Annotated in this window: 26 protein-coding genes; 9 read left to right on the top strand and 17 right to left on the bottom strand. The window is 71.9% G+C overall.

The genetic code is table 11. From position 1 onward, the window contains the following. Nucleotides 1–7: 7 nt before the first annotated feature. The 3 genes from ACL00U_RS16565 to ACL00U_RS16555 all read right to left on the bottom strand — a co-directional run bounded on the left by ACL00U_RS16565 (nucleotide 8) and on the right by ACL00U_RS16555 (nucleotide 2,477). Nucleotides 8–1,201: an MFS transporter gene (locus tag ACL00U_RS16565; protein ID WP_140448602.1), complete on the bottom strand. Its 1,194-nt coding sequence runs from the start codon at nucleotides 1,199–1,201 to the stop codon at nucleotides 8–10. Nucleotides 1,202–1,356: 155 nt separating this feature from the next. Next, nucleotides 1,357–1,560 (bottom strand): hypothetical protein, encoded by a 204-nt coding sequence (locus ACL00U_RS16560; protein ID WP_412873636.1) that lies wholly within the window; start codon nucleotides 1,558–1,560, stop codon nucleotides 1,357–1,359. Then, on the bottom strand, nucleotides 1,557–2,477 hold the full coding sequence (locus ACL00U_RS16555) for a helix-turn-helix transcriptional regulator (protein ID WP_412873635.1): 921 nt from the start codon (nucleotides 2,475–2,477) through the stop codon (nucleotides 1,557–1,559). Before ACL00U_RS16555 ends, ACL00U_RS16560 begins: the two co-directional genes overlap by 4 nt. Before the next feature lie 86 nt (nucleotides 2,478–2,563). On the opposite strand from ACL00U_RS16555, the gene ACL00U_RS16550 reads away from it, so the two are divergent. Beyond that, nucleotides 2,564–3,448, top strand: a complete 885-nt coding sequence (locus tag ACL00U_RS16550) for an aldo/keto reductase (RefSeq protein ID WP_412873634.1) — start codon at nucleotides 2,564–2,566, stop codon at nucleotides 3,446–3,448. 110 nt (nucleotides 3,449–3,558) lie between these two features. Here the strand turns inward: ACL00U_RS16550 and ACL00U_RS16545 are convergent, their stop codons facing one another. Next, complete coding sequence (locus ACL00U_RS16545; RefSeq protein WP_259553159.1) at nucleotides 3,559–4,716, bottom strand: PQQ-dependent sugar dehydrogenase; 1,158 nt, start codon at nucleotides 4,714–4,716, stop codon at nucleotides 3,559–3,561. A 110-nt stretch (nucleotides 4,717–4,826) separates the two neighbouring features. On the opposite strand from ACL00U_RS16545, the gene ACL00U_RS16540 reads away from it, so the two are divergent. Both ACL00U_RS16540 and ACL00U_RS16535 read left to right on the top strand, forming a co-directional pair. Then, entirely contained in the window at nucleotides 4,827–5,225 is a 399-nt protein-coding gene (locus tag ACL00U_RS16540; RefSeq protein WP_412873633.1) for a cupin domain-containing protein, read from the top strand. Continuing rightward, nucleotides 5,222–5,893 (top strand): SDR family NAD(P)-dependent oxidoreductase, encoded by a 672-nt coding sequence (locus ACL00U_RS16535; protein ID WP_017887872.1) that lies wholly within the window; start codon nucleotides 5,222–5,224, stop codon nucleotides 5,891–5,893. The genes ACL00U_RS16540 and ACL00U_RS16535 overlap by 4 nt, the downstream gene beginning before the upstream one ends. A 167-nt stretch (nucleotides 5,894–6,060) precedes the next feature. On the opposite strand, the gene ACL00U_RS16530 is transcribed toward ACL00U_RS16535, so the two are convergent. From ACL00U_RS16530 to ACL00U_RS16505, 6 genes are all read right to left on the bottom strand, one after another. Then, nucleotides 6,061–8,883 (bottom strand): ABC transporter permease, encoded by a 2,823-nt coding sequence (locus ACL00U_RS16530; protein WP_071250012.1) that lies wholly within the window; start codon nucleotides 8,881–8,883, stop codon nucleotides 6,061–6,063. After that, a complete protein-coding gene (locus tag ACL00U_RS16525; RefSeq protein ID WP_017887875.1) occupies nucleotides 8,880–9,608 on the bottom strand; it encodes an ABC transporter ATP-binding protein in 729 nt (242 codons plus the stop codon). Before ACL00U_RS16525 ends, ACL00U_RS16530 begins: the two co-directional genes overlap by 4 nt. Next, complete coding sequence (locus ACL00U_RS16520) at nucleotides 9,605–10,189, bottom strand: PadR family transcriptional regulator (protein WP_071250014.1); 585 nt, start codon at nucleotides 10,187–10,189, stop codon at nucleotides 9,605–9,607. The genes ACL00U_RS16525 and ACL00U_RS16520 overlap by 4 nt, the downstream gene beginning before the upstream one ends. A gap of 177 nt (nucleotides 10,190–10,366) precedes the next feature. After that, the gene (locus ACL00U_RS16515) at nucleotides 10,367–11,248 is read right to left on the bottom strand and encodes an aldo/keto reductase (RefSeq protein WP_017887877.1); all 882 of its coding nucleotides are present in this window, start codon (nucleotides 11,246–11,248) and stop codon (nucleotides 10,367–10,369) included. Between the two features lie 125 nt (nucleotides 11,249–11,373). Further along, nucleotides 11,374–11,919: an acyl-CoA thioesterase gene (locus ACL00U_RS16510; protein ID WP_214518529.1), complete on the bottom strand. Its 546-nt coding sequence runs from the start codon at nucleotides 11,917–11,919 to the stop codon at nucleotides 11,374–11,376. Between the two features lie 141 nt (nucleotides 11,920–12,060). Continuing rightward, nucleotides 12,061–12,288 (bottom strand): hypothetical protein, encoded by a 228-nt coding sequence (locus tag ACL00U_RS16505; RefSeq protein ID WP_139179590.1) that lies wholly within the window; start codon nucleotides 12,286–12,288, stop codon nucleotides 12,061–12,063. Between the two features lie 119 nt (nucleotides 12,289–12,407). On the opposite strand from ACL00U_RS16505, the gene ACL00U_RS16500 reads away from it, so the two are divergent. Further along, a complete protein-coding gene (locus ACL00U_RS16500) occupies nucleotides 12,408–13,394 on the top strand; it encodes an aldo/keto reductase (RefSeq protein WP_262118181.1) in 987 nt (328 codons plus the stop codon). Between the two features lie 164 nt (nucleotides 13,395–13,558). On the opposite strand, the gene ACL00U_RS16495 is transcribed toward ACL00U_RS16500, so the two are convergent. Together ACL00U_RS16495 and ACL00U_RS16490 are read right to left on the bottom strand one after the other, a co-directional pair. Further along, complete coding sequence (locus ACL00U_RS16495; protein ID WP_017887881.1) at nucleotides 13,559–14,041, bottom strand: FBP domain-containing protein; 483 nt, start codon at nucleotides 14,039–14,041, stop codon at nucleotides 13,559–13,561. A 225-nt stretch (nucleotides 14,042–14,266) separates the two neighbouring features. After that, entirely contained in the window at nucleotides 14,267–14,983 is a 717-nt protein-coding gene (locus ACL00U_RS16490) for a methyltransferase domain-containing protein (RefSeq protein WP_412873632.1), read from the bottom strand. Nucleotides 14,984–15,021: 38 nt separating this feature from the next. On the opposite strand from ACL00U_RS16490, the gene ACL00U_RS16485 reads away from it, so the two are divergent. Continuing rightward, nucleotides 15,022–15,225: a hypothetical protein gene (locus ACL00U_RS16485; protein WP_017887883.1), complete on the top strand. Its 204-nt coding sequence runs from the start codon at nucleotides 15,022–15,024 to the stop codon at nucleotides 15,223–15,225. A 45-nt stretch (nucleotides 15,226–15,270) separates the two neighbouring features. On the opposite strand, the gene ACL00U_RS16480 is transcribed toward ACL00U_RS16485, so the two are convergent. The 3 genes from ACL00U_RS16480 to ACL00U_RS16470 all read right to left on the bottom strand — a co-directional run bounded on the left by ACL00U_RS16480 (nucleotide 15,271) and on the right by ACL00U_RS16470 (nucleotide 19,086). Continuing rightward, a complete protein-coding gene (locus tag ACL00U_RS16480) occupies nucleotides 15,271–16,182 on the bottom strand; it encodes a helix-turn-helix transcriptional regulator (RefSeq protein WP_017887884.1) in 912 nt (303 codons plus the stop codon). 430 nt (nucleotides 16,183–16,612) lie between these two features. Beyond that, nucleotides 16,613–17,887 carry a hemolysin family protein gene (locus ACL00U_RS16475; protein WP_412873631.1) on the bottom strand — a complete coding sequence of 425 codons (1,275 nt, stop codon included), beginning with the start codon at nucleotides 17,885–17,887 and terminating at the stop codon, nucleotides 16,613–16,615. Between the two features lie 146 nt (nucleotides 17,888–18,033). Further along, nucleotides 18,034–19,086 (bottom strand): M23 family metallopeptidase, encoded by a 1,053-nt coding sequence (locus ACL00U_RS16470; RefSeq protein ID WP_017887886.1) that lies wholly within the window; start codon nucleotides 19,084–19,086, stop codon nucleotides 18,034–18,036. 162 nt (nucleotides 19,087–19,248) lie between these two features. Here ACL00U_RS16470 and ACL00U_RS16465 point away from each other — a divergent pair, with 162 nt between their 5' ends. Continuing rightward, nucleotides 19,249–19,743 carry a hypothetical protein gene (locus tag ACL00U_RS16465; protein WP_071250024.1) on the top strand — a complete coding sequence of 165 codons (495 nt, stop codon included), beginning with the start codon at nucleotides 19,249–19,251 and terminating at the stop codon, nucleotides 19,741–19,743. Between the two features lie 106 nt (nucleotides 19,744–19,849). Then, nucleotides 19,850–22,060 carry an NADP-dependent isocitrate dehydrogenase gene (locus tag ACL00U_RS16460; protein ID WP_140448590.1) on the top strand — a complete coding sequence of 737 codons (2,211 nt, stop codon included), beginning with the start codon at nucleotides 19,850–19,852 and terminating at the stop codon, nucleotides 22,058–22,060. Nucleotides 22,061–22,407: 347 nt separating this feature from the next. Here ACL00U_RS16460 and ACL00U_RS16455 read toward each other — a convergent pair whose 3' ends face one another. Together ACL00U_RS16455 and ACL00U_RS16450 are read right to left on the bottom strand one after the other, a co-directional pair. Continuing rightward, nucleotides 22,408–22,863: a DUF3817 domain-containing protein gene (locus tag ACL00U_RS16455; RefSeq protein WP_017887889.1), complete on the bottom strand. Its 456-nt coding sequence runs from the start codon at nucleotides 22,861–22,863 to the stop codon at nucleotides 22,408–22,410. 79 nt (nucleotides 22,864–22,942) lie between these two features. Further along, a complete protein-coding gene (locus tag ACL00U_RS16450) occupies nucleotides 22,943–24,382 on the bottom strand; it encodes a DUF4832 domain-containing protein (RefSeq protein ID WP_159556155.1) in 1,440 nt (479 codons plus the stop codon). A 140-nt stretch (nucleotides 24,383–24,522) separates the two neighbouring features. Between ACL00U_RS16450 and ACL00U_RS16445 the strand changes: the two genes are divergently transcribed. Further along, nucleotides 24,523–25,299 carry a ThuA domain-containing protein gene (locus tag ACL00U_RS16445; RefSeq protein ID WP_235517678.1) on the top strand — a complete coding sequence of 259 codons (777 nt, stop codon included), beginning with the start codon at nucleotides 24,523–24,525 and terminating at the stop codon, nucleotides 25,297–25,299. After that, nucleotides 25,296–26,453: a PP2C family protein-serine/threonine phosphatase gene (locus ACL00U_RS16440; protein ID WP_017887892.1), complete on the top strand. Its 1,158-nt coding sequence runs from the start codon at nucleotides 25,296–25,298 to the stop codon at nucleotides 26,451–26,453. Before ACL00U_RS16445 ends, ACL00U_RS16440 begins: the two co-directional genes overlap by 4 nt. Nucleotides 26,454–26,472 lie beyond the last annotated feature (19 nt).

Genomic DNA, 26,472 nt, shown 5'->3' with positions numbered 1-26,472 from the left:
ACCGTGGTCACACCCGCTCCGGCTCGACCACGAGCCCGCGGTTCCGGTGCACGACCCAGACCGTCGCCGCGAACCCGGTCAGCACCGCGGCGCCGATCGTGACCGCTGTCCAGCCCCCGGCGTTCCACAGCACCGACGCCAGCGCGGAGCCGATCGCCCCGCCGATGAAGTTCGAGGTGACGAAGGCGGTGTTGAGCCGACTCCGCGCGGCCGGGTCGACCGAGAACAGCCGGGTCTGGTTGAGCACGTTCGCGGCCTGCACGGCGACGTCGAGCAGCAGCACGGCGAGCAGCACCACGACGATCGAGTGTGCACCGATCCCGGCGACGACCAGGGAGACGAGCAGGAGCACGATCGCTCCCCCGGTGACGGGTACCGACAGCCCCCGGTCGTGCAGTCGCCCGACCCGCTGCGCCGCCACGGCACCCGCGAGCCCCACCAGGCCGACCAGCCCGATGCTGCTGGTGGAGAAGTCGTAGGGGTCGCTGCTGAGCAGGAACGTCAGGGCGGTCCAGAACATCGTGAACACGGCGAAGACCGACGAGCTGATCACGAGCGTGACCTGCACGGTCCGGTGGGTCCGGACGGCACGGAACACCGACAGGATGAGCTGCGGGTACGCCACCTCGGCGCGGGTTCCGAGCTCCGGGATGGCGCGGCGCAGCAGCACGGCGAGGACGATCGCGACGACAGCGGCGAGCACGTAGATCGCACGCCACCCGAACGCGTCCGCGACCAGGCCGCTGATCGTCCGCGACACCAGGATGCCGGTGAGCACCCCGGACGCGATCGTGCCGACCACGCGTCCGCGCTGCGCGGGGTCGGCGAGGTCCCCGGCCAGCGGGATGAGGAGCTGCCCGGCGACCGTGGTCAGCCCGACCAGCGCCAGGGCGACCAGGAGCGTCGCGAAGGTCGGAGCGATCGCGGCGAGCAGCAGCGCGACGGCGGAGGCGACGAGCACCCAGGGGATGAGGCGCCGGCGGTCGAGGACGTCCCCGAGCGGCACGACGAGCAGGATGCCGAGGGCGTAGCCGACCTGGGTCAGCGTGACGAGCAGTCCGGCGAGCGACGCCGAGGTGCTGAGCGACGATGCGATGTCGTCGAGCAGCGGCTGCGACCAGTACAGGTTGCCGACCGCCGCTCCCCCGGCGACGGCGAACAGCAGTGTCCGGCCCGTCGACATCGAGTGCTCCGTGCTCATGCTCCGGGTGCTCCGAGCGAGGCGTTCCGCAGGGTCTCGTCCACGAAGTCGGCGTGGTTCCGGGTGAACTCGGGGTCGGTGTCGACGAACGGCATGACCTCGACGCTAGGGCCGACCGCGGGGCCGTGACAGGTGCTGTCTTCCCCCCTCAGCCGTCACCGCCGCCGGAACAGCTCCCCCAGGTGCCACGGCCCGGGCGCGAGCCGCACCGCTGCCTCGGCTCGGACCCGTTCCTCGAGTCCGCGGTCGCGGGTGAGTTCGTGGATCTCCTGATCGGCACGCCACCGGAACCGCAGTCGACCGAGGAACCCGGTCGTCGGAGCCTGGACGACGGTCTCGACGGACTCGGTCTCGTTCACGCGTCCTCCCCGGCAGCAGCAGCGGCGGCAGCGCCAGCAGCACCAGCGGAGATGGTGTCCGTCGACACGGCCGTCGCGCTCGTCGCAGCGAGGTTCGCCAGCAGCTGCAGCCGTTCCTCGGAGGACGACCCGGGCTCGGTGCCGTACACGACCATGGTCAGTCCGGAGTCGGTGACGAGCTCCATCGTCTCGTAGGTCATGTCGATGTCGCCGACGTCCGGGTGGTGCACCCGCTTCACGCCGCTCCGGTGCCGCATCACGTCGTGCGCGGCCCAGCGTCGCCGGAACTCGTCGCTGCGGGTGGAGAGCTCCCCGATCAGGTCCGTCAGCCCCTTGTCGTACGGCGAGCGGGCCGCCTCGGCGCGCAGCGCGGCGACCACGTCCCCGGCGACCGAGTCCCAGTCGCGCCAGAACTGCTGCCCCCGCGGGTCGAGGAACGCGAAGCGCGCGGTGTTCGGGGTACCGGAGGGCGAGAGGAACAGCGGCGAGTACACCGCTCGGGCGAGGCTGTTGCCGGCCAGGAAGTCGAAGCGTCCGTTGCGGACCCAGGCGGGCGCGCTGATCGAGTCGAGCACCCGCTGCACGTTCGGCCGCACCTTCGACGTCGGGGTCGTCCGGCGCGAGGCCCCCGAGGCGTTCTGCAGGCGGGCCAGGTCGAACAGGTGCGCGTGCTCGGCGTCGTCGAGATGGAGCGCGCGGGACAGCGCTTCGAGGACGCCCTCGGACACACCGGTCAGGTTCCCGCGCTCGAGGCGGACGTAGTAGTCGACGCTCATCCCCGCGATCAGTGCGAGCTCTTCACGACGCAGTCCCTTGACGCGGCGGACCCCGCCGAAGTCGGGCAGCCCGACCTGCTGCGGCGTGACGCGCTCGCGGCGTGTGCGCAGGAAGTCACGCACTTCGCTCCTGGTGTCCATGCGTCCACGGTACGGCCGGCAGGGTGGCGGAAGCAGGGGCTGCTGGTACCCGTCAGGTGGCGCCCGGCGGTCGTAGCGTCGTCGGCATGGAGACAGTCACCCTGAACAACGGCCTCGAGATCCCCGCCATCGGTTTCGGCGTGTTCCAGAGCGCCCCGGAGGAGACCGTGGACGCCGTCCGCACCGCCCTCGAGACCGGGTACCGCCACATCGACACCGCCGCCGCGTACGGCAACGAACGCGAGGTCGGCGAGGGCATCCGTGCCTCGGGCGTCGACCGTGACGACATCGTGGTCGAGACCAAGATCTGGGTCTCGGACTACGGCTTCGACGAGACCCTGCACGCCTTCGACAAGGCCACCGGCAAGCTCGGCTTCGACACGATCGACGTGCTGATCCTGCACCAGCCCGCGCCGGACCGCTTCGAGCAGACCGTACAGGCGTACCGGGCGCTCGAGCGCCTGTACGCCGACGGCCGGGTCCGCGCGATCGGTGTGAGCAACTTCATGCCGCACCACCTGCGCTCCCTGCTCGAGCAGTCCGACGTCATCCCGGCGCTCAACCAGGTCGAGCTGCACCCGTACTTCACCCAGCCGGACGTCCAGCGCGCCGACGCTGCGCACGGCATCCTCGACCAGGCGTGGTCCCCCATCGGCGGCATCACGTTCTACCCGGGCTGGGGTGACGAGCGGGTCAGCGTGATGGACGACCCGACGATCGGGTCGATCGCCGAGGCGCACGGCAGGACGCCGGCGCAGGTGATGCTCCGCTGGCACGTGCAGCAGGGGCGGAACGCGATCCCGAAGTCGACGAACCCCGGTCGCATCGCCGAGAACTTCGACGTCTTCGACTTCGCGCTGACCGATGACCAGCTCACGCGGCTCGATGCGCTGGACACCGGCCGTCGCAACGGCCCGGACCCGGACGGGGCGGACACGAGCCGGTTCGACCGGGTGATCCCGGAGGCCTGACGCGACCACGAGCGGCCCGGAGGCGCGGTGCGGGCCGCGCTCGGCCGTGCGGTGGTCGCCACCTCCGCGTCAGGCGACCTGGTGCGAACGAAGGGCCACAAGCCTCCCGTTCACGTGCGCGTGAACGGGACGGAGACGATCCGGTCGTCCCCGCTCGACGGCGTCCCGCGGCCGTCGGTGTTGTTCGTGACGAACCAGAGCGTGTCCGACGGCCCCTCGAGCACCGTCCGGATGCGGCCGAAGTCACCCGCGAAGTACTCGGTCGCGGTGCCGGGCTCGTCGGCGGGGACCGCCCGGAGCACCTCGCCCCGCAGGTTCGCGACGAACACGGTGTCGTCGACGACGGCGAGGCCGCTCGGGGACGCCTCATCGGTGGACCACTGCTGCACGGGGTCGACGAAGCCCTGGTCCTCGCCGCCGGTGCCCTCGACCTCGGGCCAGCCGTAGTTCGATCCCGGTTCGATCACGTTGAGCTCGTCGTGCGTGTTCTCGCCGAACTCCGACGCGAACATCGTGCCGTCCGACGACCACCCCATGCCCTGCACGTTGCGGTGCCCGAGGCTCCACACCGGCGACCCGTTGATCGGGTTGTCGGCGGGGACGTCGCCGTCCGGCGTGAGCCGCAGGATCTTGCCCGCGAGCGAGTCCTCGTCCTGCGCGTCCGTGCTCGCACCGGCGTCCCCGACGCTCGCGTAGAGCATGTCGTCCGGGCCGAACGCGATCCGGCCGCCGTCGTGGAACGAGTTCTTCGGCAGGCCGTCGATGATCGTCGTCGCCTCGCCGAGCCCCCACGACCCGGTGTCCCCGGTCAGCTCGTACCGCTGGATCCGGTTGCCGTCGTCGGCCGTGGAGTACACGAACAGGTCGTCGTCGTGCAGTGCGAGCCCGAGCAGTCCTCCCTCGCCGCCGTGGCTGACACCGTCGACGGTGCCGACCTGGCGGGTGGTGCCGTCAGACCGCAGCTCGAGCACCCGGGCCGAGTCGCGCTCGCTGACCAGCGCGTCGCCGTCGTCACCGGTCAGGACCACCGACCAGGGGGCCTCCAGGCCGGTGACCACGTCGGTGGTGTCACCGTCGAGCGCCACCTGCCCGGCCGACAGGTCGGCGGGTGCGGTCGCGCGCGCCGACGGCGAGCCGCCGCGATCGGACCCGTCCTGCTCCGTTCCGTCGCTGCTCGTGCAGGCGGTGAGGGCCAGCGCCGCGACGGCGGCGAGGCCGGCCACCGACCAGAGGCGGCGGCTGCGGGGCGTTCCGGCGGGTGTGTCCACGATGATCCTCCCGGGGTCGTTGGTCGATCACACACGCTGCGTTCGGGAAACCCCTGAGGGGGTCTGTCGGCACCTCTCGACGGTGCGCACAGCGGCCTACCGTCGTCGGCATGCAGATCGAACCGAAGCAGCCGACCGTCAAGAACCCGCCCGAGCAGTTCACCGGCGACGTGTACCTCGACGCCATCGCCTCGCCGAAGGAGCCCGGTCAGACGATGACCGTCGCCAAGGTCCGGTTCCTGCCCGGCGCCCGCACCGCCTGGCACTCGCACGCCAAGGGGCAGACCCTGCACGTCACCGAGGGCGTCGCGCGGATGGGCACCCGGGACGGACACGTCAGCGAGGTGCAGGCTGGACAGACCGTCACCACGCCGGCCGGCGAGGAACACTGGCACGGCGCGACCCCCACCGACTACATGGAACACCTCGCGATGCTCGATGCCGCCGACGACCCGGCGACGACCACCACCTGGCTCGAGCACGTGAGCGACGAGGAGTACACCGCATGACCACCATCGCCATCGTCGGGGCCGGCAAGGGCCTCGGCCTCGCCGTCGCCGAGCGCTTCGCCCGCGAGGGCTTCGCCGTCGCCCTGATCTCCCGCAACCAGGACCGCCTGGACGGCCTCGCCGCGGAGCTGCGTGAGCGCGGCCACACCGCAGCCGGGTTCGCCGCGAACGTCCGTGACGGGGACTCCCTGCGCACCGCACTCGAGCGCGCCACCGAGCAGCTCGGCCCCATCGAGGTGCTGCAGTACAGCCCGCTCCCCGCCAAGGAGTACATGCGCCCCGTGCTCGAGACCACGGCGGACGACCTGGTCGGCCCGATCGAGTTCTCGGTCTACGGCTCGGTCAACGCCGTCCGCCAGGTGCTGCCCGGCATGCGCGCGATCGGCCACGGCACGATCCTGTTCGTCAACGGCGGCAGCGCGGTCCGACCGGGCGCCCGCGTCACCGGCACGTCCGTCGCCTTCGCGGCCGAGAGCGCCTACGCGCAGCTCCTGCACGACGCCGTCCGCGACGAGGACGTCCACGTCGGGCAGCTCATCATCCCGTTCGGCATCGACGACGGGCAGCCCGAGCACTCCGGGGAGTCCATCGCCGACCGCCTGTGGGCGATCCACACGGAGCGCGGCGACTTCCGCGCCTACGCGGAGGCGCTGCCCGAGCTCCCGTGAGCGGCATCGAGTGAGCAGAACGCGACGGGTCCGGAGACGCGACCCGTCGTCTTCTGCTCACTCCCTGACGGACTGGAGGCCCGTGGCGACGCCGCCACGGGCCTCCAGTCCGAGCAGCCGACTCGACATCTTCTGCTCACCAAGCGAAGCCTCACGCAGCACGCGCGTCAGTGCGCCCGTCGCACCGCCACCCGCCGCCGACCCCGCGAGGTCAGCCACGCTCCGGCCGTCACCACGAGGGGCAGGCCGATCGCGAGCAGCGCCAGCACCGGCCAGTCCGGCACGAACGGCATGTGGTTCACCCCGACCGGACTCTCGGTGAACCGCAGGGTCAGGGCGCGGATCGGCAGGAGGCCGAGCAGCGTGCCGATCACCGAGCCGACCGTGGCCAGGATCGCCGCCTGCCAGGTCGACACCCCACGGCGCAGACGCGGAGCGGCACCGATGGCGTCGAGCACCTCGTCGTCCCGACGCCCGTCGGACCGTGCGAGTCCGATCGCCACCGCCGTCGCACCGATGGTCACGGCCGCGGCGAGTGCGAGGACGATCGCCCGGATGAGCGCCTCGTTGTCGGTGGGACCGGCTTCGTACGTGAACGTCGGGCCGCTCCACCGTGCACGGTCGTCGCCGCCGAAGCTCTGCCACGCCGAGCTCAGCTCGTCCGCCTGGGCAGGGTCGAGGTCGTGCGGCAACGTCGTGACGAGCATGCCGTCGACCACGGGGACGCCGTACTGCTCGGCAGTGGCCTTCGTCATGAAGACGCCGACCTGGATCCGCGGGGTCTGCACGTCGAGCACCGCGGGGATCGAGACGCTGGCCGCCGGTCGGGTGCGCTCGGTGATGGGCTCGCTGTCCCACGTCCGGTCGTGGAACGTGTCGATGCGGACCGCGCCGTCGTGGGCGTACTCGGGCCAGAGCGACACGGCCCGACCGCCCTCGAGTGCGCTCCGGACGGCTGCGGACGGCTGGTGTCCGGTGAGCACGGCGTAGTCGTCGACGGTGCCCGTCCAGATGTGCGGCATCGACGCGCTCGCCGTGTCCAGGTAGTACGAGCAGCTCGTCGTGTCGTTCGCCGGGCAGTCGTACGCGCTCCAGCGGTGCGGGATCGTGACGGTCGAGGGGGTGTCGCCCGGCTGCTCCTGCGTGACACCGAGCACCCGGATGCGGTCCTGGTCGAAGACCCCGGACACCACCTTCGCGGCGTGGGCGGTCAGCTCCGCGTCGTGGCGACCGGTACTGCCGCCGTCCTTCGTCTCGGTCAGCACCTCGGACGTCGCCACCCCGACCGCCGTCGTGTACTCGTACCCGCGGACGTACTGGGCGTGGCTCGACGCACTCCACGTGATGACGACCGAGGCCACGAACACCACGCTCATCACGCTGGCGAGCACCGGCACCGTGCGGACCGGGTTGCGGCGGGCGTCGCGGGCGGCCAGTCGCGCAGACAGACCGGCCCGCGAGGTGAGCCGGGTGACCAGGGCGAGCAGCCACGGTGAGCAGATGGCGATGCCGAGCTGCATCAGGCACGGCCCGAGCGCGACACCGGCACCGACCACCCAGGCCCAGTGGTCGTCCTGCACGGGACGGTCGTTGAGCATGAGCACCCCGACGCCGCAGACCATCGTCGTCAGGGCCCCGAGGACCACGAGCAGCGGCCCCCAGATGCGCCGACGTCGGCGGGCCGGACGGCTGACGGGCACCGGACGGAGCGAACCCCGCAGGGCTGCGAGCACGTTGATCCGGGTGGCCGACCGTGCGGCGACGAGCGCGGAGACGAGCCCGGCGAGCACTCCCGCGGCGGCGATGGACAGCAGCAGGAGCGGCGGCACGTGCAACCCGGGGAACGACACCACGTTGCCGTTGTCGATGAGTCGGTAGGCGAGCACGCCGATCCCGGTGCCCACGGCCACGCCGAGGACCGCGCCGACGAGCCCGAGCACCAGGCCGGACCCGGCGACGATCGTGCGGACGAACCGTCTGTCACCGCCGACGCTCGTGACGATGGCGTACGAGCGGGTGTCCGCCCGGGTGCCGACCAGGAACGCCGCACCGGCGAGCAGGGCGACCTCGAACATCGCGAAGACGCCGAGCAGTGCCATCGCGCCGAGGTACCAGCCGATCGTCGAGCTCATCTGACCGCCGGGGAGCCGGGCGTCCGGCGGGTCGAGCACGACCGGACGCGACTGCACGACGATGCCGTGCGCGTTGAGCTGCCGGATCTCCGACCAGGTCGGGGCGTCCGACGGCAGGTACACGGTGACGTCGGTCAGCCCGACGTCGTCGGTGGTGTCGGTCGTCGAGAGCGTCGTGCCCCAGGGCAGGAAGATGCCCTGCGATCCCGGGTCGGTGCCCAGGTCGGTCATGGTGCCGGTGATCGTGAAGCGCTTGGTGACGGGGTCGGTCAGGTCCACCGTGTCACCGATCCGCGCCCCGAGGCGGTCGAGCGTGGCCGGCGTGACCATGAGCTCACTGCGTGTGGTCGGCCGGGAACCCTCGAGCACGTGCCAGTGACCGTCGAGCGACGGGTCCCAGACGCTGCCCTCGACGGCGGTCAGCCCGACCGGACCCTTCGGCCCCTGGAGCACGACGGGCGTGCTGCCGACCGGGATCGACAGCGCACCGTCGGGCACGTGTGCCAGGACGTTCGCGAACGGGGAGTCCTGGTCCGACTTCGTGACCGGGCTGTTCCGCTTCGAGTCGGTGAACTCCCACTGCACCGGGTCCTGCACCATGCCGGGCAGGTCCGGGCCGGACACCCGCATCTGCGCCGATGCGTGCCCGAGGTCGTGGTCGAGCCGCTCGGTGGCGGTGGCCTGCGTCGACTGCACCACGACGGCGACGGCCGCGAACCCCGCGGTGGGGATCCCGATGAGCGCGATGATCAGTGCCGCGCGGCCTGCCTTCGCGAACGCCAGCCGACGCCCCAGACGGAGCGCCGGTCGGAGGGCGAACGGCGTCCGGGCGGTCCCGGAACGCCGGCCCCGGCTCACGACGCGGTCCGGTCCGTCAGCGCGGTCTCGACGCCCGAGTACACGGTCTCGTCGACGACACGTCCGTCGCGCAGGAACACGATCCGGTCCGCCCAGGCCGCGTGCCGGGCGTCGTGGGTCACCAGGAGGGCGCCGGCTCCAGCGTCGACGTGTCGACGGAGCATGCGGAGCACGACCTCGCCGGTCTGCGAGTCGAGGGCGCCGGTCGGTTCGTCGGCGAGCACGAGTCGACGTTCACCGACCACGCCGCGGGCGATCGCGACGCGCTGCTGCTGCCCGCCGGACAGGTCGTCCGGGTAGGCGTCGGCACGGTGCGACAGCTCGACGTTGTCCAGCGCGAGTTCCGCGGCGCGGCGGGCCTGCGAGGCCTTCCACCCGTCCAGTTCGAGCGGCAGCGCCACGTTCTCGACCGCGGTCAACGAGGGGATCAGGTTGAAGTCCTGGAACACGAACCCGATCAGCCGGCGCCGCAGCGCTGCGAGTTCCCTGGCGGGACGGTCGGAGACGAACGCGCCGTCGATCAGGACCTCGCCGCTCGTCGGCGGCAGCAGGGTGCCGGCGCAGGCGAGCAACGTCGACTTGCCCGACCCCGAGGTGCCCATCACGGCCACCATCTCGCCGCGCTCGACCCGCAGGTCGATGCCGGCCAGGGCGGTGACGGCCTTGGCGCCGGAGCCGTAGTGCACGCTCACGGCGTCGAGCTGCAGGAGCGGTGCGGCGGTCACCGTGCGCTCCGGGGAGCGGCAGCGGAAGCGGAGGCGTCGGCACTGGCCGGTGCCGCCGGGTGCTCGTCCGGCCGGTACCGCGCGACACTCGACTCCACGTGGTCGAGCCAGCGCACCTCTGCCTCGGCCTGGAACACCATCGACTCGAGCACGAGCGACCACGCCAGGTCCGACGACGGGTCGGTCGTCCGCTTCAGCCGCGTCAGGTCCTGCAGGTTCCGGATCGCGGCACCACGCTGCACCTGCACCAGCCGGGCGACGTCGACCCCGGGCACGGTCACGGCGAGGGCGAACTTGATCGCCAGCTCGTCGCGGCCGCGCTTGGCCGGCACGGGCTCGCTGAACCAGCGGGCCACCTCCGCGCGGCCCGCGTCGGTCGCCGTGTAGACGACGTGGCCGTCGTCGTCGGCGTCGCCGCGGGCGACCAGGCCGTCGCGTTCCAGGCGGTCCAGGGTCGTGTAGACCTGGCCGATGTTCAGCGGCCAGCTCCCGCCGGTGCGGTGCTCGAACTCCCCCCGGAGCTGGTACCCGTAACCGGGTCCCCCCACCAGCAGCGCGAGTACGCCCATCCGAACGCTCATGACACTTCCCCTGTCCCGGGCCACCATGGCCATACCGAGTATGCACATACCCGGTATGCGCACGCAAGCGCGGATCTGGACAGGGCGAAAAACGGACGGGAGGCGCGGTGCCAGCTGGCACCGCGCCTCCTGTCCGTCGGCTGGTCGCGTTCGCGACCCGCGGTCGCGTCCGAAGGGTCAGTGACCCAGCTTCGCCAGCTCCTCGAACTCGTCGTCGGTCAGCTCGACCGTGGCACCCGCCAGGTTGTCCTCGAGGTGCGCGACGCTCGACGTGCCGGGGATCGGCAGCATCACCGGGGAGCGCTTGAGCAGCCACGCGAGCGCGAGCTGCGCCGGGGTGGCGCCCTTGCGCTCGGCGATCTCGGTGAGCGGCGAGTCCTCGCCGGTCAGGCCACCCGTGGCCAGGGGGAACCACGGGATGAAGCCGATGCCCTGCTGCTCGGACCAGTCGAGCAGCTCCTCGGCGTCACGCTTCTGCAGGTTGTAGAGGTTCTGCACGGAGACGATCGTGGCGATCTGCTGCGCGGCCTTGACCTCGTCGACGGAGACCTCGGACAGGCCGATGTGGCGGATCTTGCCCTCGTCCTGCAGCTTCTTCAGCTCGCCGACCTGGTCCTCGAGCGGGACCTTCGGGTCGATGCGGTGCAGCTGGAACAGGTCGATGCGCTCCAGGCCCAGGCGGCGGAGGCTCATCTCCGCCTCTTGCCGCAGGTACTCGGGGCGGCCGACGGGCGGCCAGACGTTCGGGCCGGTGCGGGTCAGGCCGGCCTTCGTCGCGATGACGACGTCGTCGCCGTAGGGGTGCAGGGCCTCCTTGAGGAGCTCCTCGGCGACGTAGGGGCCGTACGAGTCGGCGGTGTCGAAGAAGTTCACGCCGAGCTCGACGGCGCGCTTGAGGACGCGGATCGCCTCGTCGTGGTCCTTCGGCGGTCCCCAGACGCCGGGGCCGGTGAGCTGCATGGTGCCGTAGCCGAGCCGGTTGACCTCGAGGTCGCCGCCGATGCGGAAGGTGCCGGAGGACGCGGCCGGACGGTTCGTGGTGTCAGTGCCTGTGGTCATGTCCCCGGTCTACGCCCGGTGCGTTGCCGGTCCCTGAGTCGGTGTCCCCCGACCGCTTGCCGTGTTCGCAGAGTCCACGGACGGGTTCGTGCGCACCGTGGCGTTCGGAGCGGTGGTGCTGCCGTTCAGGCCGCGCTGCTGCTGATCCGCGTCGCGGTCGCCCAGTCGTGCACCCAGTCGGGCAGCGTCAGGTCGCGGTCCGCGCCACCCGCAGCCTCGAGCAGGTCCGCGGTCGGCACGGTCCCGCCGGCACGCCGCAGGAACCGGGCCTGCACCACGGCTCGAGCCATCACGGCGCCGCCGCGCACGAACGTCTGCTCCAGGTACACGGCACGGTCGTCGACCCCGAGCACGTGGGTGCGGAGCTCGAACCGCTGCCCGAGCGTCAGCGACCGCTTGTACGTGATCGTCTGCGCCGACACGACGGGGTACCAGCCACGTTCGGACAGCACCGCCCAGTACCCGGAGCGGAGCATCAGGTCGAGCCGACCCAAGTCCAGCATCGACAGGTACTTGCCGTTGTTGACGTGCCGCAGCGGGTCGAGGTCGGTCGGAGCGACCCGGAACGGCGTCCGCACCTCGTCCCAGAGCGAGGCCCGGCGGCGTCCACCGACCCGAGCGCGCAACCGGGTGCGCAGCTGCAGCAGGAGCAGTCGGAAGTACAGGTTCACGGGACGATCACACCAGTGGACCGCGTGCTCGTGCCAGCACCTTGGAGGAACCTCACCAAGCGCGCGGGCGACCGGCGAACCGGAACGCCTGGTCCCGACAAGCGGCGCGAACGGCGGGGCCGACAGTCCAGCTCGGCCGGTTCAGCCGGGGATGCCGCCGCCGGCGCCGGTGATGCCGGGATGCGCGGACTTGGCGAGCCCCTCGGTCCTGGAGTGCGCCGCATCGGCTTCGGCCGCGGCGCGTGCGCTGTCACGCGGATCCGACAGGTCTTCGATCGATTCGAGCGCCCGCCGACGACGACGGTTCTGCACCTCGAGCACGGTCAGCAGGGCGCCGATGACGACGACCACGGCGATGACGATCCACATGACGACCACGACACTGCCCCGAACCCGGGGCCCCTGCCCCGTCCTGGCAGCGTAGCGATGACGAGGCGGGTACAGCCAGTGCCTCCCGCCGTCCCGGGGACCGGGAGTAGACCTGCAGCATGCACACACGCAAGCTCGCAGACCTCGAGGTCGGACCCATCGGCCTCGGAACCATGGGCATGAGCGCCTTCTACACGGGCGCCGGCACCGACGACGACGAGTCGATCCGCACCATCCACCGCGCGATCGACCTCGGCGTCACCCTGTTCGACACCGCCGAGGCGTACGGCCCCTACACGAACGAGGAACTCCTGCGCCGCGCGCTCGAGGGCCGTCGCGACGACGTCGTCATCGCGACCAAGTTCGGCCTGTACCGCCACGAGGCCGGTGAGGAGACCCCGACGCGGCAGCGCGGTCTCTCCAGCCAGCCGGAGTCCGTGCGCGAGGCGCTCGAAGGCTCCCTCCGTCGCCTCGGTACGGACCACATCGACCTCTACTACCAGCACCGCGTCGACCCCGCCGTCCCGATCGAGGACGTCATCGGCCAGCTCGCCGGCTTCGTGCAGGAGGGCAAGATCCGGCACATCGGGCTGTCCGAAGCCGGAGCCGAGACCATCCGCAAGGCCCACGCCGTCCACCCGATCACCGCACTGCAGAGCGAGTACTCGCTGTGGACGCGCGACCCCGAGGGCGACGTGCTCGACACCCTGCGCGAGCTCGGCATCGGCCTGGTGCCGTACTCGCCGCTCGGCCGCGGGTTCCTGACGGGTGCCATCACGAAGCCGTCCGACCTGGACTCCGACGACTTCCGCCTGGCGAACCCGCGCTTCCAGCAGGAGGCGTTCGCGCAGAACATGCGCATCGTCGACGCCGTCAAGGACATCGCGACCGAGGCCGACGCCACTCCGGCGCAGGTGTCGCTCGCATGGCTGCTGGCCCAGGGCGACGACATCGTCCCGATCCCCGGCACGAAGCGGGTCTCACGCCTCGAGGAGAACGTCGGCGCAGCCGACCTGACCCTCACGACGGACCAGCTGTCGCGCCTTTCGGCGCTGCCCGTCCCGACCGGTGACCGCTACCCCGACATGTCGACCATCGGTCGCTAGACGCGACCGGTTGACGGACGGGAGGCCCGGTGCCAGCTGGCACCGGGCCTCCCGTCCGTCGTCAGTCGCGTTTGCGGACGCGAGACGCCGGCGTCAGCGCGTGACGCCCCCGAATCCGGCGGCGTCTCGCTGACTCGGCGGCGTCTTGCGAGCACGCCGGCGTCTCAGACCTCGGCGGCGAAGGACGCGGCCCGGACCTGCAGGTCCTCGATGCGCCGGAGCCGCGCTGCCTCGACGTCGTAGCCCTCGTAGGCGGGCGGCGGCAGCTTCCGGACGTTCCGCGAGCACTGGAAGTCCTGGCACACCAGGGTGCCGACGGTGTTGCCGTTGCGACCGGCCGGCCCGGACCGCTTGGCGCTGTAGAACGTGACGTCGTTCGGCAGCTTGACGTCCTGGCACCACGAGCACTGGGCGCGGGAGCGCGGCGAGGCCTCGGCCTGCCGGAACAGGATGCCGATCAGTTCGCCGTCCAGGGTCGGCACGACGGCGTACGCCCGCCGACCGATCTTCGGGTCGCGCCAGCCGAGGTAGTCGAGCGCGTCCCAGTCGAGCGTCTCGAAGCCGGCGGGCAGTGTGATGTCGGTCGTCTCCTTGCGGGAGGCGTTGACGAAGGACGTGCGGAGGGTCTTCTCCACGATGGGGAGCATGGGTGATCGCTTTCGAGCAGGCCCGGGGTGTGCGGACGCACACCGCACCGGGCGGAGGAGGTCAGGGTTCGACGAGGACGGCCGCGCCCGAGGGCACGACCGGGGGCCTCACGCCCTGATGCCGGCGATACGGGCGCCGACCACCTCCTGGAAGCTCACCCGACCAGCCTACGACCGGGTGTCAAGCCCGGGCCGGGCCGGTGCCGCCGCGTTGATCGTCCGCGGTCAGTTCGGCGTCGCCGTGACCAGGACGACGGAGCCCTCGTCCGTCGGGCGGATCCGGAGCGACCCGTGCCGTCGGTCCCACTCCCCCGACTCCAGCGCGGTCCGGAGCGCAGCCACCGACCGCCGGACGGTGAACTCGTCGACCAGGTCCCATGCCGGGTCCGCGCGGCGCACGGCTGGGTCGAGCAGGCGTTCCGGGCGGGCGTAGTACGCCTCGGCGAACCCGTCGACGCACGTGAACGGGATCGGCAACGGGGTGCTCGTCACGGTGTCGTCGCCGAGCGCGTCGGTGATCCGAGGCAGTGCCGGGTGGCGACGGGCCTCGGCCGACAGCACCTCGGGGGCGTACTCGGCGAGCCAGGAGCGCTCGATGCGGTCGGGGTCGAACGTCACGATCACGATCGGCCCTCGGGTCACCCGACGCACCTCGGCGAGCCCGCGCTCGAGGTCGGCCCACCCATGCAGCGAGAAGGTCGACACCGCGGCGTCGAAGGTGTCGTCGGCGAAGGGAAGGTCCTCGGCGGCCTGCACCGCGGTCACGTCGCGGTCGGTCGGCGCGTAGGACCCGGCGGCACCGGCGCCGGCACCGGCACCGACGTCGAGCACGGTCCGGGCGTCGCCGAGGGCCTTCGCGACCGCACGGGCGAACGCGGGCTCGGGCCGGCGGTGCTGCCGACGGTCCGCATCCCCTGCTGAGCCGTCCGTCGTCGTGGTCACGTCCCCACCCTACGAACCCGCGCTGCTATCTTCGGCAGATGCTCGCAGACAGTGGTCTCGGATTCGTCGTCGTCCTGTACGCCCTGTTCGTGCTGGCGCTCGCCGTGCTGGCCGTCGCCCTCATCGTGCTCGTGTTCGCCGCGATCCGCGTGCTGCGGTTGTCGGCGACGGAGCGTCAGCTGCGCATCGAGCGGATGCGCTCACCGGAGCTGTTCGACGGCGACGTCCCGCCCCAGGCCTGACGGTCCGATCGCGGCGCTGACGCACCTGCCCGTCGGCGGGCCGGGTCAGTCGACGGACTCGGACTCGGACTCCGACTCGCGGACGGCCGCGTACTGCTCGGCCCGTTCCGTCGCGGCCCAGCTGCCGAGCAGCGCGAGCGACCGCTCGGAGTCGCTGCCCGGTTCGGCCGAGTACGAGAACAGCGTCAGACCGGGGTCGGCGACCAGGTCGAGCGCCTCGTAGGACAGCCGGAGTTCCCCCACGATCGGGTGGTCGATGCGCTTCTTGCCGGTCCGCTGCATCCGGACGTCGTGTGCGGCCCACCAGCCGCGGAACTCCTCGCTCCGGGTGGAGAGCTCACCGACGAGCGTGATGAGCCCCGGCTCGCAGGGGTTCGACACCGCGGCGGTCCGGAGCACGGCCACGGCGTCCTTCGCGGTCTGCGCCCAGTCCGGGAAGAAGTCGCGGGCCGCCGGGTCGAGGAACGTGAAGCGTGCGGTGTTGACCGGGCGCCCGGGGCCGGCGAAGAGCGGCGCGTACAGGGCACGGCCGAGTTCGTTCGTCGCGACGACGTCCCCGCGCTCGTTCCGCACCCAGGCCGGGGCGCCGGTGATCGCGTCGAGCAGGCGCTGGACGCCAGGGCGGACGCGGGTCGGCACGTTCCGGTGCATGACCTTCGCGCCGGAGTTCGCCAGGCGCGTCAGGTCCCACAGGTGCGCACGCTCGTCCTCGTCGAGCTGCAGGGCGCTCGCCAGACCCTCGAGCACACTGTCCGAGACGCCCTTGAGCGAGCCGCGCTCGAGCCGCGTGTAGTAGTCGACGCTGACGCCGGCGAGCATGGCGACCTCGTGCCGACGCAGCCCGGGGACCCGCCGCACCCCGCCGCCGAACGACGGCATGCCGACCTGCTCGGGGGTGAGCCGCGCCCGCCTGGAGGACAGGAAGTCGCGGATCTCGTTGCGCACGTCGATACCCATGCGACGAGCGTACGTGCCCGGGCCGTGCGGCACGCGGGCGGGAGGGCCGTGGCGGGGCCGCCGGCCGTCGCCGACTGGTCACGACACGTCGCGTGCTGCCCGCCGGGTGGTCGCGACCTGTCGGCTGGTGGCGCCGCAGGCGACGGCCTGTGACCGCTCGTCGGCGTCTGGCGGGGTGTTGTGACCACCCGGAGCGGACGGGAGGCGCGGGACGGCCCCGCCACGCGCCTCCCGTCCGCCGTCTGGTCGCGTTCCGTTGCGTGCCCGGCCGTGCCCGACCGGTCACGACACGTCGCGTGCTGCCCGCCGGGTGGTCGCGACCTGTCGGCTGGTGGCGCCGCAGGCGACGACCTGTGACCGCTCGCCGGCGCTCCGCGGGGTGTTACGACCGCCTGCCGCCACGGGCCTCCCGACCGCTGGGGGGCCGCGGTCAGGGCGCGGCGTCGGCCCCGATGCGCACCCGCGCGACGCGGTGACCGTCCATGGCGGTCACCTCGAGGCGGTGTCCGCCGGCCAGGACGACGTCACCGACTTCGGGTACGCGGTCCAGCTGCACCTGCACGAGCCCACCCACGGTCTCGTAGTCGCCGTCCGGCAGGACGGGACCGCCGTCCGCAGCCAGGTCCTCGAGCACCGTGGCGCCGTCGACGCCGTCGTGCGCCAGCACCGACTCGTCGTACTCGGTGGAGTCCCACTCGTCGCGGATGCGGCCGACGAGGTCCTCGAGCAGCGCCTCGAGCGTGACCATGCCGGCGCTGCCGCCGTACTCGTCGACCACCAGGGCGATCTGGTGGCCGTCGGTGCGCATGTCCGCGATCGCACTCGACAGCGACTTCGTCTCGGGCAGGGCGAGCACCGGCCGGACGAGCGTGGCGACCGGGGCCGCGGGGTCGACCGGACGCAGCAGGTCACGGAGGTGCACGAAGCCCTGCACCTCGTCACGCCCGCCGGAGGTCACGAGGTACCGCGTGTGCCCGGCCGCGATGGCCTGGTCGGTGGCCTCGGCGACGGAGACGCCGGCGTCCAGCGTCGAGACGTCGTACCAGGGGCGCATGGACTCGCGCAGGATGCGGTCACCGGCGTCCAGGGCGCTGCGGGCGATCCGGCGTCCCTGCTCGTCGACGCCGGTGTGCTCGTCGACCAAGCCGCGGAGCTCCTCGGTGCTCATCGACTCGCTGCGGGCGTCCGGGTCGCCACCGAGGAGCCGCACGACGGTGTCGGTGGACTTCGAGAGCAGCCAGATCACCGGGCGCATCAGCACCGCGAAGCGCTCCAGGGTCGGGGCGACGGCCATCGAGAAGCCCTCGGCACGCTGCAGGGCGAGGCGTTTCGGCACGAGTTCGCCGAACACGAGCGACAGGTACGCGATGACCAGGGTCATGAGCACGAGGGCAACTGCCTCGGACGTGCCCCGCTCGAGCCCGAGTCCCTGGAAGAGCGGCGCGACGTCGGGCGCGATCGACGACGCTCCGTACGCGGCGGAGAAGAACCCGGCGACGGTCACACCGATCTGCACGGCGGACAGGAACCGGTTCGGGTCGCGGCCGAGCTCGGCGACCCGCACGCCCCGGGGGCCGCGGCGTTCGAGCTGCTGCAGCTGCGATTCACGCAGGGAGACGAGTGCGATCTCGGCGGCCGCGAAGACCCCGCCGACGAGCACGAAGAGGATGACGAGCCCGAAGGCGATCCAGGTGTCGGCGCCCATCAGCGGGCAGCTTCCTCGGATCGACGACGGGCGGGCGGTCTGTGGGGATCGTCCATGCCTGTGAGTCTGCACAGGACGACTGGGACATCACCGTGCTGGTGCTCGACAACGGCTGTGGATCGTCGCGCGGCGACGGGGCGTGGTCGCTACAGGGTGAGCGAGCGACCGATGCGGGCCTCGAGCCACGCCTTCGGGTCGATCGGCGTGACGCCGTCCATCAGGACCTCGAGGTGCAGGTGCGCGCCGGTCGAGACGCCGGAGGACCCGACGAGTCCGATGAACTGTCCGGCCGCGACGGTGTCGCCGACCTTGAGCGGCGACGACCCGGGGATCATGTGGCCGTACAGCGTGGACACCTGACGGCCGTCGACCACATGGTCGATGATGACCGCGTTGCCGTACGAGAAGTACGTGCCGGAGACCCGGACCTTGCCCGCGGCGACGGCACCGATCGGCGTCCCCATGCCCGGGGTGAAGTCGAGGCCCTGGTGCAGCGACGAGCACGCGCCGCACGGTGCCGAGCGGTAGCCGAAGCCGGAGCTCATCTGCACGGGGCCGGGGAACGGCGAGCGGACCGCGCCGCCGAACGACACGGCGCCACCGGCGGTGCCGGAGGACCCTGCCGTCTTCGTCGTGACGGTCGACCCGCCGCCGACGGTGAACCCGTCGCGGTCGGAGCCGGCGGCCGTGACCGCCTGGGTCACGGCGTAGTCCTGGGTGCGCACGATCGGCGCGATGGTCGAGGTGGCCATCGAGGTGCCGGCGCTGGCGTGTGCGGGCATCGCCGACGCGGCGAACATCGCGATGGCGGCGGCGGCGCTGGTGAGCGTGATGCGTCCGGCGCGGGCCGACCGGGAGGCCCTGGGTGCGGTCGCCGTGCGGGTTGCCCGGGGTGCGGGGCGGCGGACCACGCGCTGGATGCGGTCGTCGACGTGCTCGGTGGTGGCGCGCGCGGCTGCGGCGCGGCGGCCGGTCGGCTCGGTGGTGGCGAGGACGAGGGGCTTCGCTGGCTTGGCGGGTTTCGCGACCTTGGCCGGCTTGGCGACCTTGGCTGGGTTCGCGACCTTCGCCGCCGGAGCCGCCTTGCTGCGACGCTGCGGACCGCGGGCGGCTGCGCGCTCGGCTTCGAGGGCGGCGCGACGGGACAGGTGCACCACCGGGGTCGCCGGGTGCTGTTCGGGTTCGGGTGCAGTCGTCATGGCCGCCAACCATTCTGCACGACTCTGTCGCTTTGTACAGGCCCTTCCGTGATCTTTTCGTTACCGAGTCGGCTGGGAGGGGCCTGATCACCCTGTGCTGCCGCGTCCCCCGGGCCGCCCCGATCAGTACGGTCGAGGGAAAGCGACGGAAGGACCCGCACCATGGCCCGAACGCCGCGCGAGCGGTACGGAACGGTCGACCTGTCGTCGGCCGACGTCGTGCTGGCCGGTACCCAGGAACTCCTGCCCGTGCTCCGGGCCGCGGCCGTGCGCGCCGGCATCGACGCCGCACGGATGCGGGTCATCGGGGTCGACGACCTGCCGGACCCCGAGGAGACCTGGGATGCCGCGCTCGCCGTCATCGCGATCCGTCGCCCCGGTGACGACCCCGCGTTCCACCGGGCCCAGGCGGCGGCCGAGCTCATCGCGCCGCTGCTCGCGCCGCACGCCGTGCGCATCGTCGTCACGGTGTCCGGGGTGACCCGCCTCGCACCGAATCTCGAGCGCACCCTGACGTCCGAGGTCCTGCACCAGATCGACGCGGCCTCGGCGTCGTCCGGGTTCCGACGCCCCTTCCGGCCCCTGCGCATGCGGCTCGGCCTCGCCGGGCTCCGTGCCGCGGGCGTCCGGGTGTTCCGCGTCTCGCTCGGCGACTGACGCGCTCACGCCCCACTCTGGGGGGCGATGTATCTTGATGTCGAGACATCCTGCGCCACGAGTACCGTGGACGTACCGACGGTCGAACAAGGGAGTACCCGCCAGCATGGCCAAGATCATCTACACCCTCACGGACGAGGCGCCGTTCCTCGCCACCCACTCCTTCCTCCCGGTCATCCAGGCCTTCGCCGGCACCGCGGGTGTCGACGTCGAGACCCGCGACATCTCGCTCGCCGGCCGGATCATCGCCCAGTTCCCGGAGCGGCTCACCGACGAGCAGCGCCTGGACGACGCCCTCGCCGAGCTCGGCGACCTGGCGAAGACCCCCGAGGCGAACATCATCAAGCTGCCGAACATCTCGGCGTCGATCCCCCAGCTCAAGGTCGCGATCAAGGAACTGCAGTCGCAGGGCTACGACCTGCCCGACTACCCGGACGAGGCCACGACCGACGAGCAGCGCGACGTCCGCGCCCGCTACGGCCGCGTCCAGGGCAGTGCCGTCAACCCGGTGCTGCGCGAGGGCAACTCCGACCGCCGCGCACCCCTGTCGGTCAAGAACTACGCCCGCAAGCACCCGCACCGCATGGGCGCCTGGTCGCGTGACTCGAAGACGAACGTCACCACCATGGGCGTCGACGACTTCCGGTCCAACGAGAAGTCCTGGATCGCCCCCGCCGACGACGTCCTGACGATCACCTTCGTGGCCGAGGACGGCACCGAGCAGGTCCTCAAGCAGTCGATCCCCGTGCTGCAGGGCGAGGTCGTCGACGGCACCGTGCTGCACGTCGCCGCCCTCGAGTCGTTCCTGCGGAAGCAGATCGAGCGTGCCGCGGCCGAGGACGTCCTGTTCTCCGTGCACCTCAAGGCCACGATGATGAAGATCTCCGACCCGATCATCTTCGGGCACGTCATCAAGGCGTTCTTCCCGTCGGTGTTCGAGCGCTACGGCGCCGACCTCGCCGCCGCCGGCCTCACCCCGAACGACGGCCTCGGCTCGATCCTCGCCGGCCTCGGTGCGCTGCCGAACGGCGCCGAGATCGAGCGCGCCTTCAAGCAGGGCATCGCCGACGGCCCCGAGCTCGCCATGGTCGACTCGGACAAGGGCATCACGAACCTGCATGTGCCGAGCGACGTCATCGTCGACGCCTCGATGCCCGCGATGATCCGCACCTCGGGGCACATGTGGGGTCCGGACGGCGACGAGCACGACACCCTCGCCGTCATCCCCGACTCGAGCTACGCCGGCATCTACCAGGCCGTGCTCGACGACTGCCGCGCCCACGGCGCCTTCGACCCGTCGACGATGGGCTCCGTGCCCAACGTCGGCCTGATGGCACAGAAGGCCGAGGAGTACGGCTCGCACGACAAGACCTTCGAGCTCCCCGGCGCCGGTGTCGTCCGCGTCACGACCGCCTCGGGCGACGTCGTCATCGAGCACGACGTCGAGCCCGGTGACATCTGGCGCGCCTGCCAGACCAAGGACGTCGCCATCCGCGACTGGGTGAAGCTCGCCGTCACCCGCGCCCGTGCTTCCTCGACGCCCGCCGTGTTCTGGCTCGACGAGACCCGCGCGCACGACGCCAACCTGATCGGGCTCGTCCGGAAGTACCTCGGCGAGCACGACACCGACGGCCTGCAGATCGAGATCCTCGCGCCCGAGGACGCCATGCGCTTCTCGCTCGAGCGGATCCGCCGCGGCGAGGACACCATCTCGGTCACCGGCAACGTCCTGCGCGACTACCTGACCGACCTGTTCCCGATCATGGAGCTCGGCACCTCGGCGAAGATGCTCTCCGTCGTCCCGCTGCTCGGCGGCGGCGGCCTGTTCGAGACCGGTGCCGGTGGTTCCGCGCCGAAGCACGTGCAGCAGCTCGTGCAGCAGAACTACCTGCGCTGGGACAGCCTGGGCGAGTTCCTGGCCCTGGCGGTCAGCCTCGAGCACCTGGCCGGTGTGACGGGCAACGAGCGGGCGAAGATCCTGGGCGAGACCCTGGACCGTGCCACCGGGACCTTCCTGGAGCAGGACAAGTCCCCTGGCCGCAAGCTCGGCTCAATCGACAACCGCGGCAGCCACTTCTACCTGGCGAAGTACTGGGCCGAAGAGCTCGCCGCGCAGACCCAGGACACCGAGCTCGCGGCGTCGTTCGCGGACCTCGCGGCGAAGCTCGGTGAGCAGGAGCGCACCATCGTCGACGAGCTCGTCTCGGTGCAGGGCCACCCGGCAGACATCGGTGGCTACTACCGCCCCGACGACGCCAAGACGAGCGCGGTCATGCGCCCGTCCGCCACGCTGAACGCGGCGCTGGCAGCGCTCTAGCAGCGCCCAGCCCACGGACGGGAGGGACGGTGCCAGCTGGCACCGTCCCTCCAGGCACGGCCGTCACCCCGCTGGCGCGGTGCGCCGGTACCGGCTGGTGGGGCCCACCTCCAGGCACGGCCGTCACCCCGCTGGCGCGGTGCGCCGGTACCGGCTGGTGGGGCCCACCTCCAGGCACGGCCGTCACCCCGCTGGCGCGGTGCGCCGGTACCGGCTGGTGGGGCCCACCTCCCGTCCGCCCGTGGTCGCGACCACGGCCGCGTCGAGTGAGCAGAAGACGTCGGGTCCCGCTTGCGAACCGGACGTCTTCTGCTCAATCGTTGATCAGCCGGGGGGCGCTCGTCGCCTCAGCCGCGCGACGGCACGGGCGGGCCGACGGCCAGCAGCCCGGTGAAGACCAGGGCGACGGCCACGACCCCGATGCCGGCGGCCACCGCGGGACGACGCACGACGAAGAACAGCAGGCGGTCCCAGAAGCCCGAGTGGGCGTCCGGCGAGCGGCGCCACGACCCCTCGAGCATGCCGCGGCGGGCGACCGCGACCTCGAACGGCACGGTGGCGTACGGCACGACGGCACTGACCCAGCCGAGCACGAGCGCCCCGAACGACCACCGCTGGTTCACGGCGACGACCGTCGTGACCACCAGGTACGCCAGGAACACGAAGCCGTGCACGCCGCCGCCGATGCGGACGCCCCAGTCGCCGGCGTCCAGTCCGTACTTGAGCACCATCCCGGCGATGAGCAGGGTCCAGGTCACGAGTTCGGCCACCGCGGCGGCGCGGAACAGGGAGCGCGGAGTCATGCCGTCAATCGTGGCGGACCCGGTTGACAGACAGCAGAACGCCCCGGATCGTCCGACCCGGGGCGCGCTGCAGGTCTGCTCAGTGCTGTACGACCACCGTCTGACCGAGGCGGTTCACGCCCGTGCTCGCGTCCCATGTGCCGGTGTTCGCCGTCTGGATCGCGAACGCGGGGTCCGTCGCCACCGAGGCCTCCGGTGCGGGCAGGGCCAGTGCGACGCTCCAGCGCCCGTTCGGCACGTCGGCGAGGGACGCCCGGACGGTCACGGTCCGTCCCGGCTGCCAGGACGACGCGTCGGCGGCCACGGGCACGGTCACCCGGCGGTCGCCGTCGGTCAGGACGAGCTGCACCGGGCGGCTGTTGTACGGCGCCGCCCAGCCGTCGTTCCGGATCGACACCGCCACCGACGCCTTCGCGCCCGAGGTGGCGGTGCTCGAGGTCATGGTGAAGCGGTAGCCGAGCTTCTTCGCGGCGTCGGTCATGCCGTCCGTGCCCCAGGTCGCCAGGACGTCCTTGTTGTAGTCCAGGTTGAGGTAGCTGTAGTGGTACTTCGCCATCTCGGCCGAGGCGGACGGGTAGTCGGTCCGCGGCGTGTTCACGGCGCAGGTCTCACCGCCGACGGGGACGTACCGCGACTCCGCCGCCAGGTAGTCCTGGTCGAGGGACAGCGGGTTGCTCAGGAACGTGCCGAAGTCGTCCGCCGAGGCGAGGAAGCAGTCGTTGTGGTGCCCGATCCGCGACGCCGGGGAACCGTCGTGCGCTTGCTCCGGGGTGAGCGCCCCGGCCGTGCCGGACGGGGTGCGGAGCGCGTCCTGCTTCATCTGCATGGTGCGGACCTGGACCGATCGGCTGGACGGCAGGGCGGCGAGCTCGGCCTGCAGGACCTGGCGTCTGGCGTCCTTGTCGGCCTCGGTCAGCACCCCCGGGTTCGCCGGGTCGCTGGCGAAGTGGTCGGTGTAGTAGCCCTCGCCCCAGAGCCCGATGAAGCCCCCCTGCAGGGTCGGGATGACGTCGGCGTTCCGGCGGAGCGTCGGGGTGAGCTGCTCGATGTGCGCGAGCACGGTCGGCAGGTCGGCGTCCCCGTAGGGCGCCGAGTACGGGTACGAGCCGCCCTGGACGTACGCGAACCGGGTGATCACACCCACGCCGGCTGCACGTGCGGTGTCGTAGTCGTGCTGCACGAGCGCGAGCCAGGCCGGGCTGAGCTGCCGCTGCTGGACGAACGCCTCCATGTAGAACACCCGGACGACCTGCGTGACGCCCTCGGCCCGGTAGCCCCGGAGCGTCGCGGCGTCGAGCGGCGTGTACCCGGTGCCGTCGGCGCGGTAGTGCGTCTCGGTGGTGTGGTCGAACCCGCGCGAGGGGTTCGGGATGACCGCGTCGCTCGCCGTGTAGGTCACGGTCGAGGTGGTCGCGGTCCGCTGCTGGTGGTGACCGGTGGGCGATGCCCACGCGGCGGTCGGTACGGCGAGTGCGAGCACCGCCGCGAGCGCGACGGTGGTGATGGTTCGGTGCTGCATCGGACGAGCCCCTGTCCTCGGCGCGGACGGGGATCGGTACCCCCTGGTACCGCCGTCTGCGCGTTTGTGATCTGAAGCTAGGCGAAACGATCAGAAAACGCCAGTGTCTGCGCAATCCGATCACGGGTAGCGTTGGTGCCATGTCGCCGTCGACCGAGAACCGTCCCCTGAACATCGTCGTCTGGAACGAGAACGTGCACGAGACCCGCGGTGACGCGACGGTCACCGGGCACTACCCCGACGGCATGCACACCGTGATCGCCGAGGCGCTCCGGCGGTCGCAGCCCGGGGCCGACGTCTCCACCGCCACCCTGCAGGAACCCGACCACGGCATCACCGCCGAACGACTGGCCACCACGGACGTGCTGTTCTGGTGGGGGCACGTCGCCCACGACGAGGTGCGCGACGCCGTCGTCGACCTGGTCGTCGACGCCGTGCACGCCGGCATGGGACTGGTGGTGCTGCACTCCGGCCACTACTCCAAGCCGTTCAAGCGCCTGATGGGCACGACCTGCTCGCTGAAGTGGCGGAACGACGGCGAGCGTGAACTCGTCTGGACGGTCGCGCCCGAGCACCCGATCGCCGCCGGGGTCCCGCACCCGATCGTCATCGACCGGCAGGAGATGTACGGCGAGTACTTCGACATCCCGCGCCCCGACGAAGAGGTCTTCCTGTCGACCTTCGCGGGCGGCGAGGTCTTCCGCTCCGGCGTCGCGTACCGCCGTGGTCTCGGCCGGGTCTTCTACTTCTCGCCGGGCGACCAGGAGTACCCCGTGTACCACCACCCGGACATCCAGCGCGTGCTGTCGAACGCCGCCGCCTGGGCTGCACCGGTTTCCGAGCGCCGCGCGCTGACCGCCGACCCCCACCCGAGGGACTGGTTCCTGGCGGACGATGCGGGTAGACAGGCCGGGTGACCAACCATCTCGCCGATGCGGACCGCCGCACCGCGGTGATCGAGGCGCTCGCCATCTTGGGATCAGGACCCGAGGAGCGCTTCGACCGCATCACCCGCATGGCCCACGAGGCGTTCGACGTCCCGTTGACCTTCCTCAACCTCGTCCACCACGACCTCGTCACCACCCAGTCGACCTTCGGCTGGCACCAGGGGTCGAGCGTCCCCGCGAGCGAGCAGTTCTGCGCGACGACCGTCCTCTCCCGCGAACCGATGGTGATCCCGGACGCGTCGCTCGACGCCCGCTTCGCCGACACGGCCGCGGTGGCGGAGCACGGCATCCGGTTCTACGCCGGCGCACCACTGACCATGATCGACGGCACCCGGGTGGGCACGCTGTGCCTGATGGACGCGGTGCCGCGCACGTTCTCCCCCGAGGACGTCGCCCTGCTGCGTGACCTCGCCCGGTGGACCGAGCGGGAACTCGGCGTCGCCATCGACCTGGGACGGGTCCGTCGGGTGCTCGACGGGCTGGTGCCGGACCCGGTCGCGGTGCCGGGGTACGCCCTCGACGTCCTGGTCGCCCAGCACGACGGTGGCGGGGGTGACGTCGCCGACTGGCGCCTCGCCCCGGACGACGCCCTGCACGTCACCGTCGGCCGGGTGAGCGCCGCCGGACCGGCGTCCGGCCTGCTCGCCGCGGTGGTCCGCGGCGCCGTGGTGGCGCGGACCGGTGCCGAGGTGCAGGACACGATCGTCGGCCTGGAGGCCCAGGTCACCGCCGACCTGTCGGCCGCGGACGCCGTCGGCTCGCTCTTCCACCTGCGGCTCGACCCGACGTCGGGGCACGTCGACTTCGGCGACGCCGGCCACGGGCTCGCGGTGCTCGTCCCCGCGGACGGGCCCGCTCGGGTGCTGCGCCCGGTCGACCTGCCGCTCGGGTTGCAGCCGGTGTCGATCCCCCGGTCGTCCGGCTCGCTCGACCTGGCACCCGGCGACCGGTTGGCGATCTGCACGCAGGGTGTCCTGACGCTGGACGGGACCCGCCGCCTGGACGACCTCGCCGCGCTGGTGCGGTCCGCTCCGGACGGGGCGGGCGTGATCGAGCGGGTGCGCACGGCGGTCACCGTGGACGCCGAGGTCGACGTCACGCTGGTGGTGCTCACCCGACTCTGAGCGCGGAGCACGTCCGGGC

Source organism: Curtobacterium poinsettiae, from assembly GCF_047226435.1.
Lineage (GTDB): Bacteria > Actinomycetota > Actinomycetes > Actinomycetales > Microbacteriaceae > Curtobacterium > Curtobacterium poinsettiae.
Note: the sequence above shows the minus strand (reverse complement) of the source record. Positions and strands in the feature narration are given on the sequence as shown.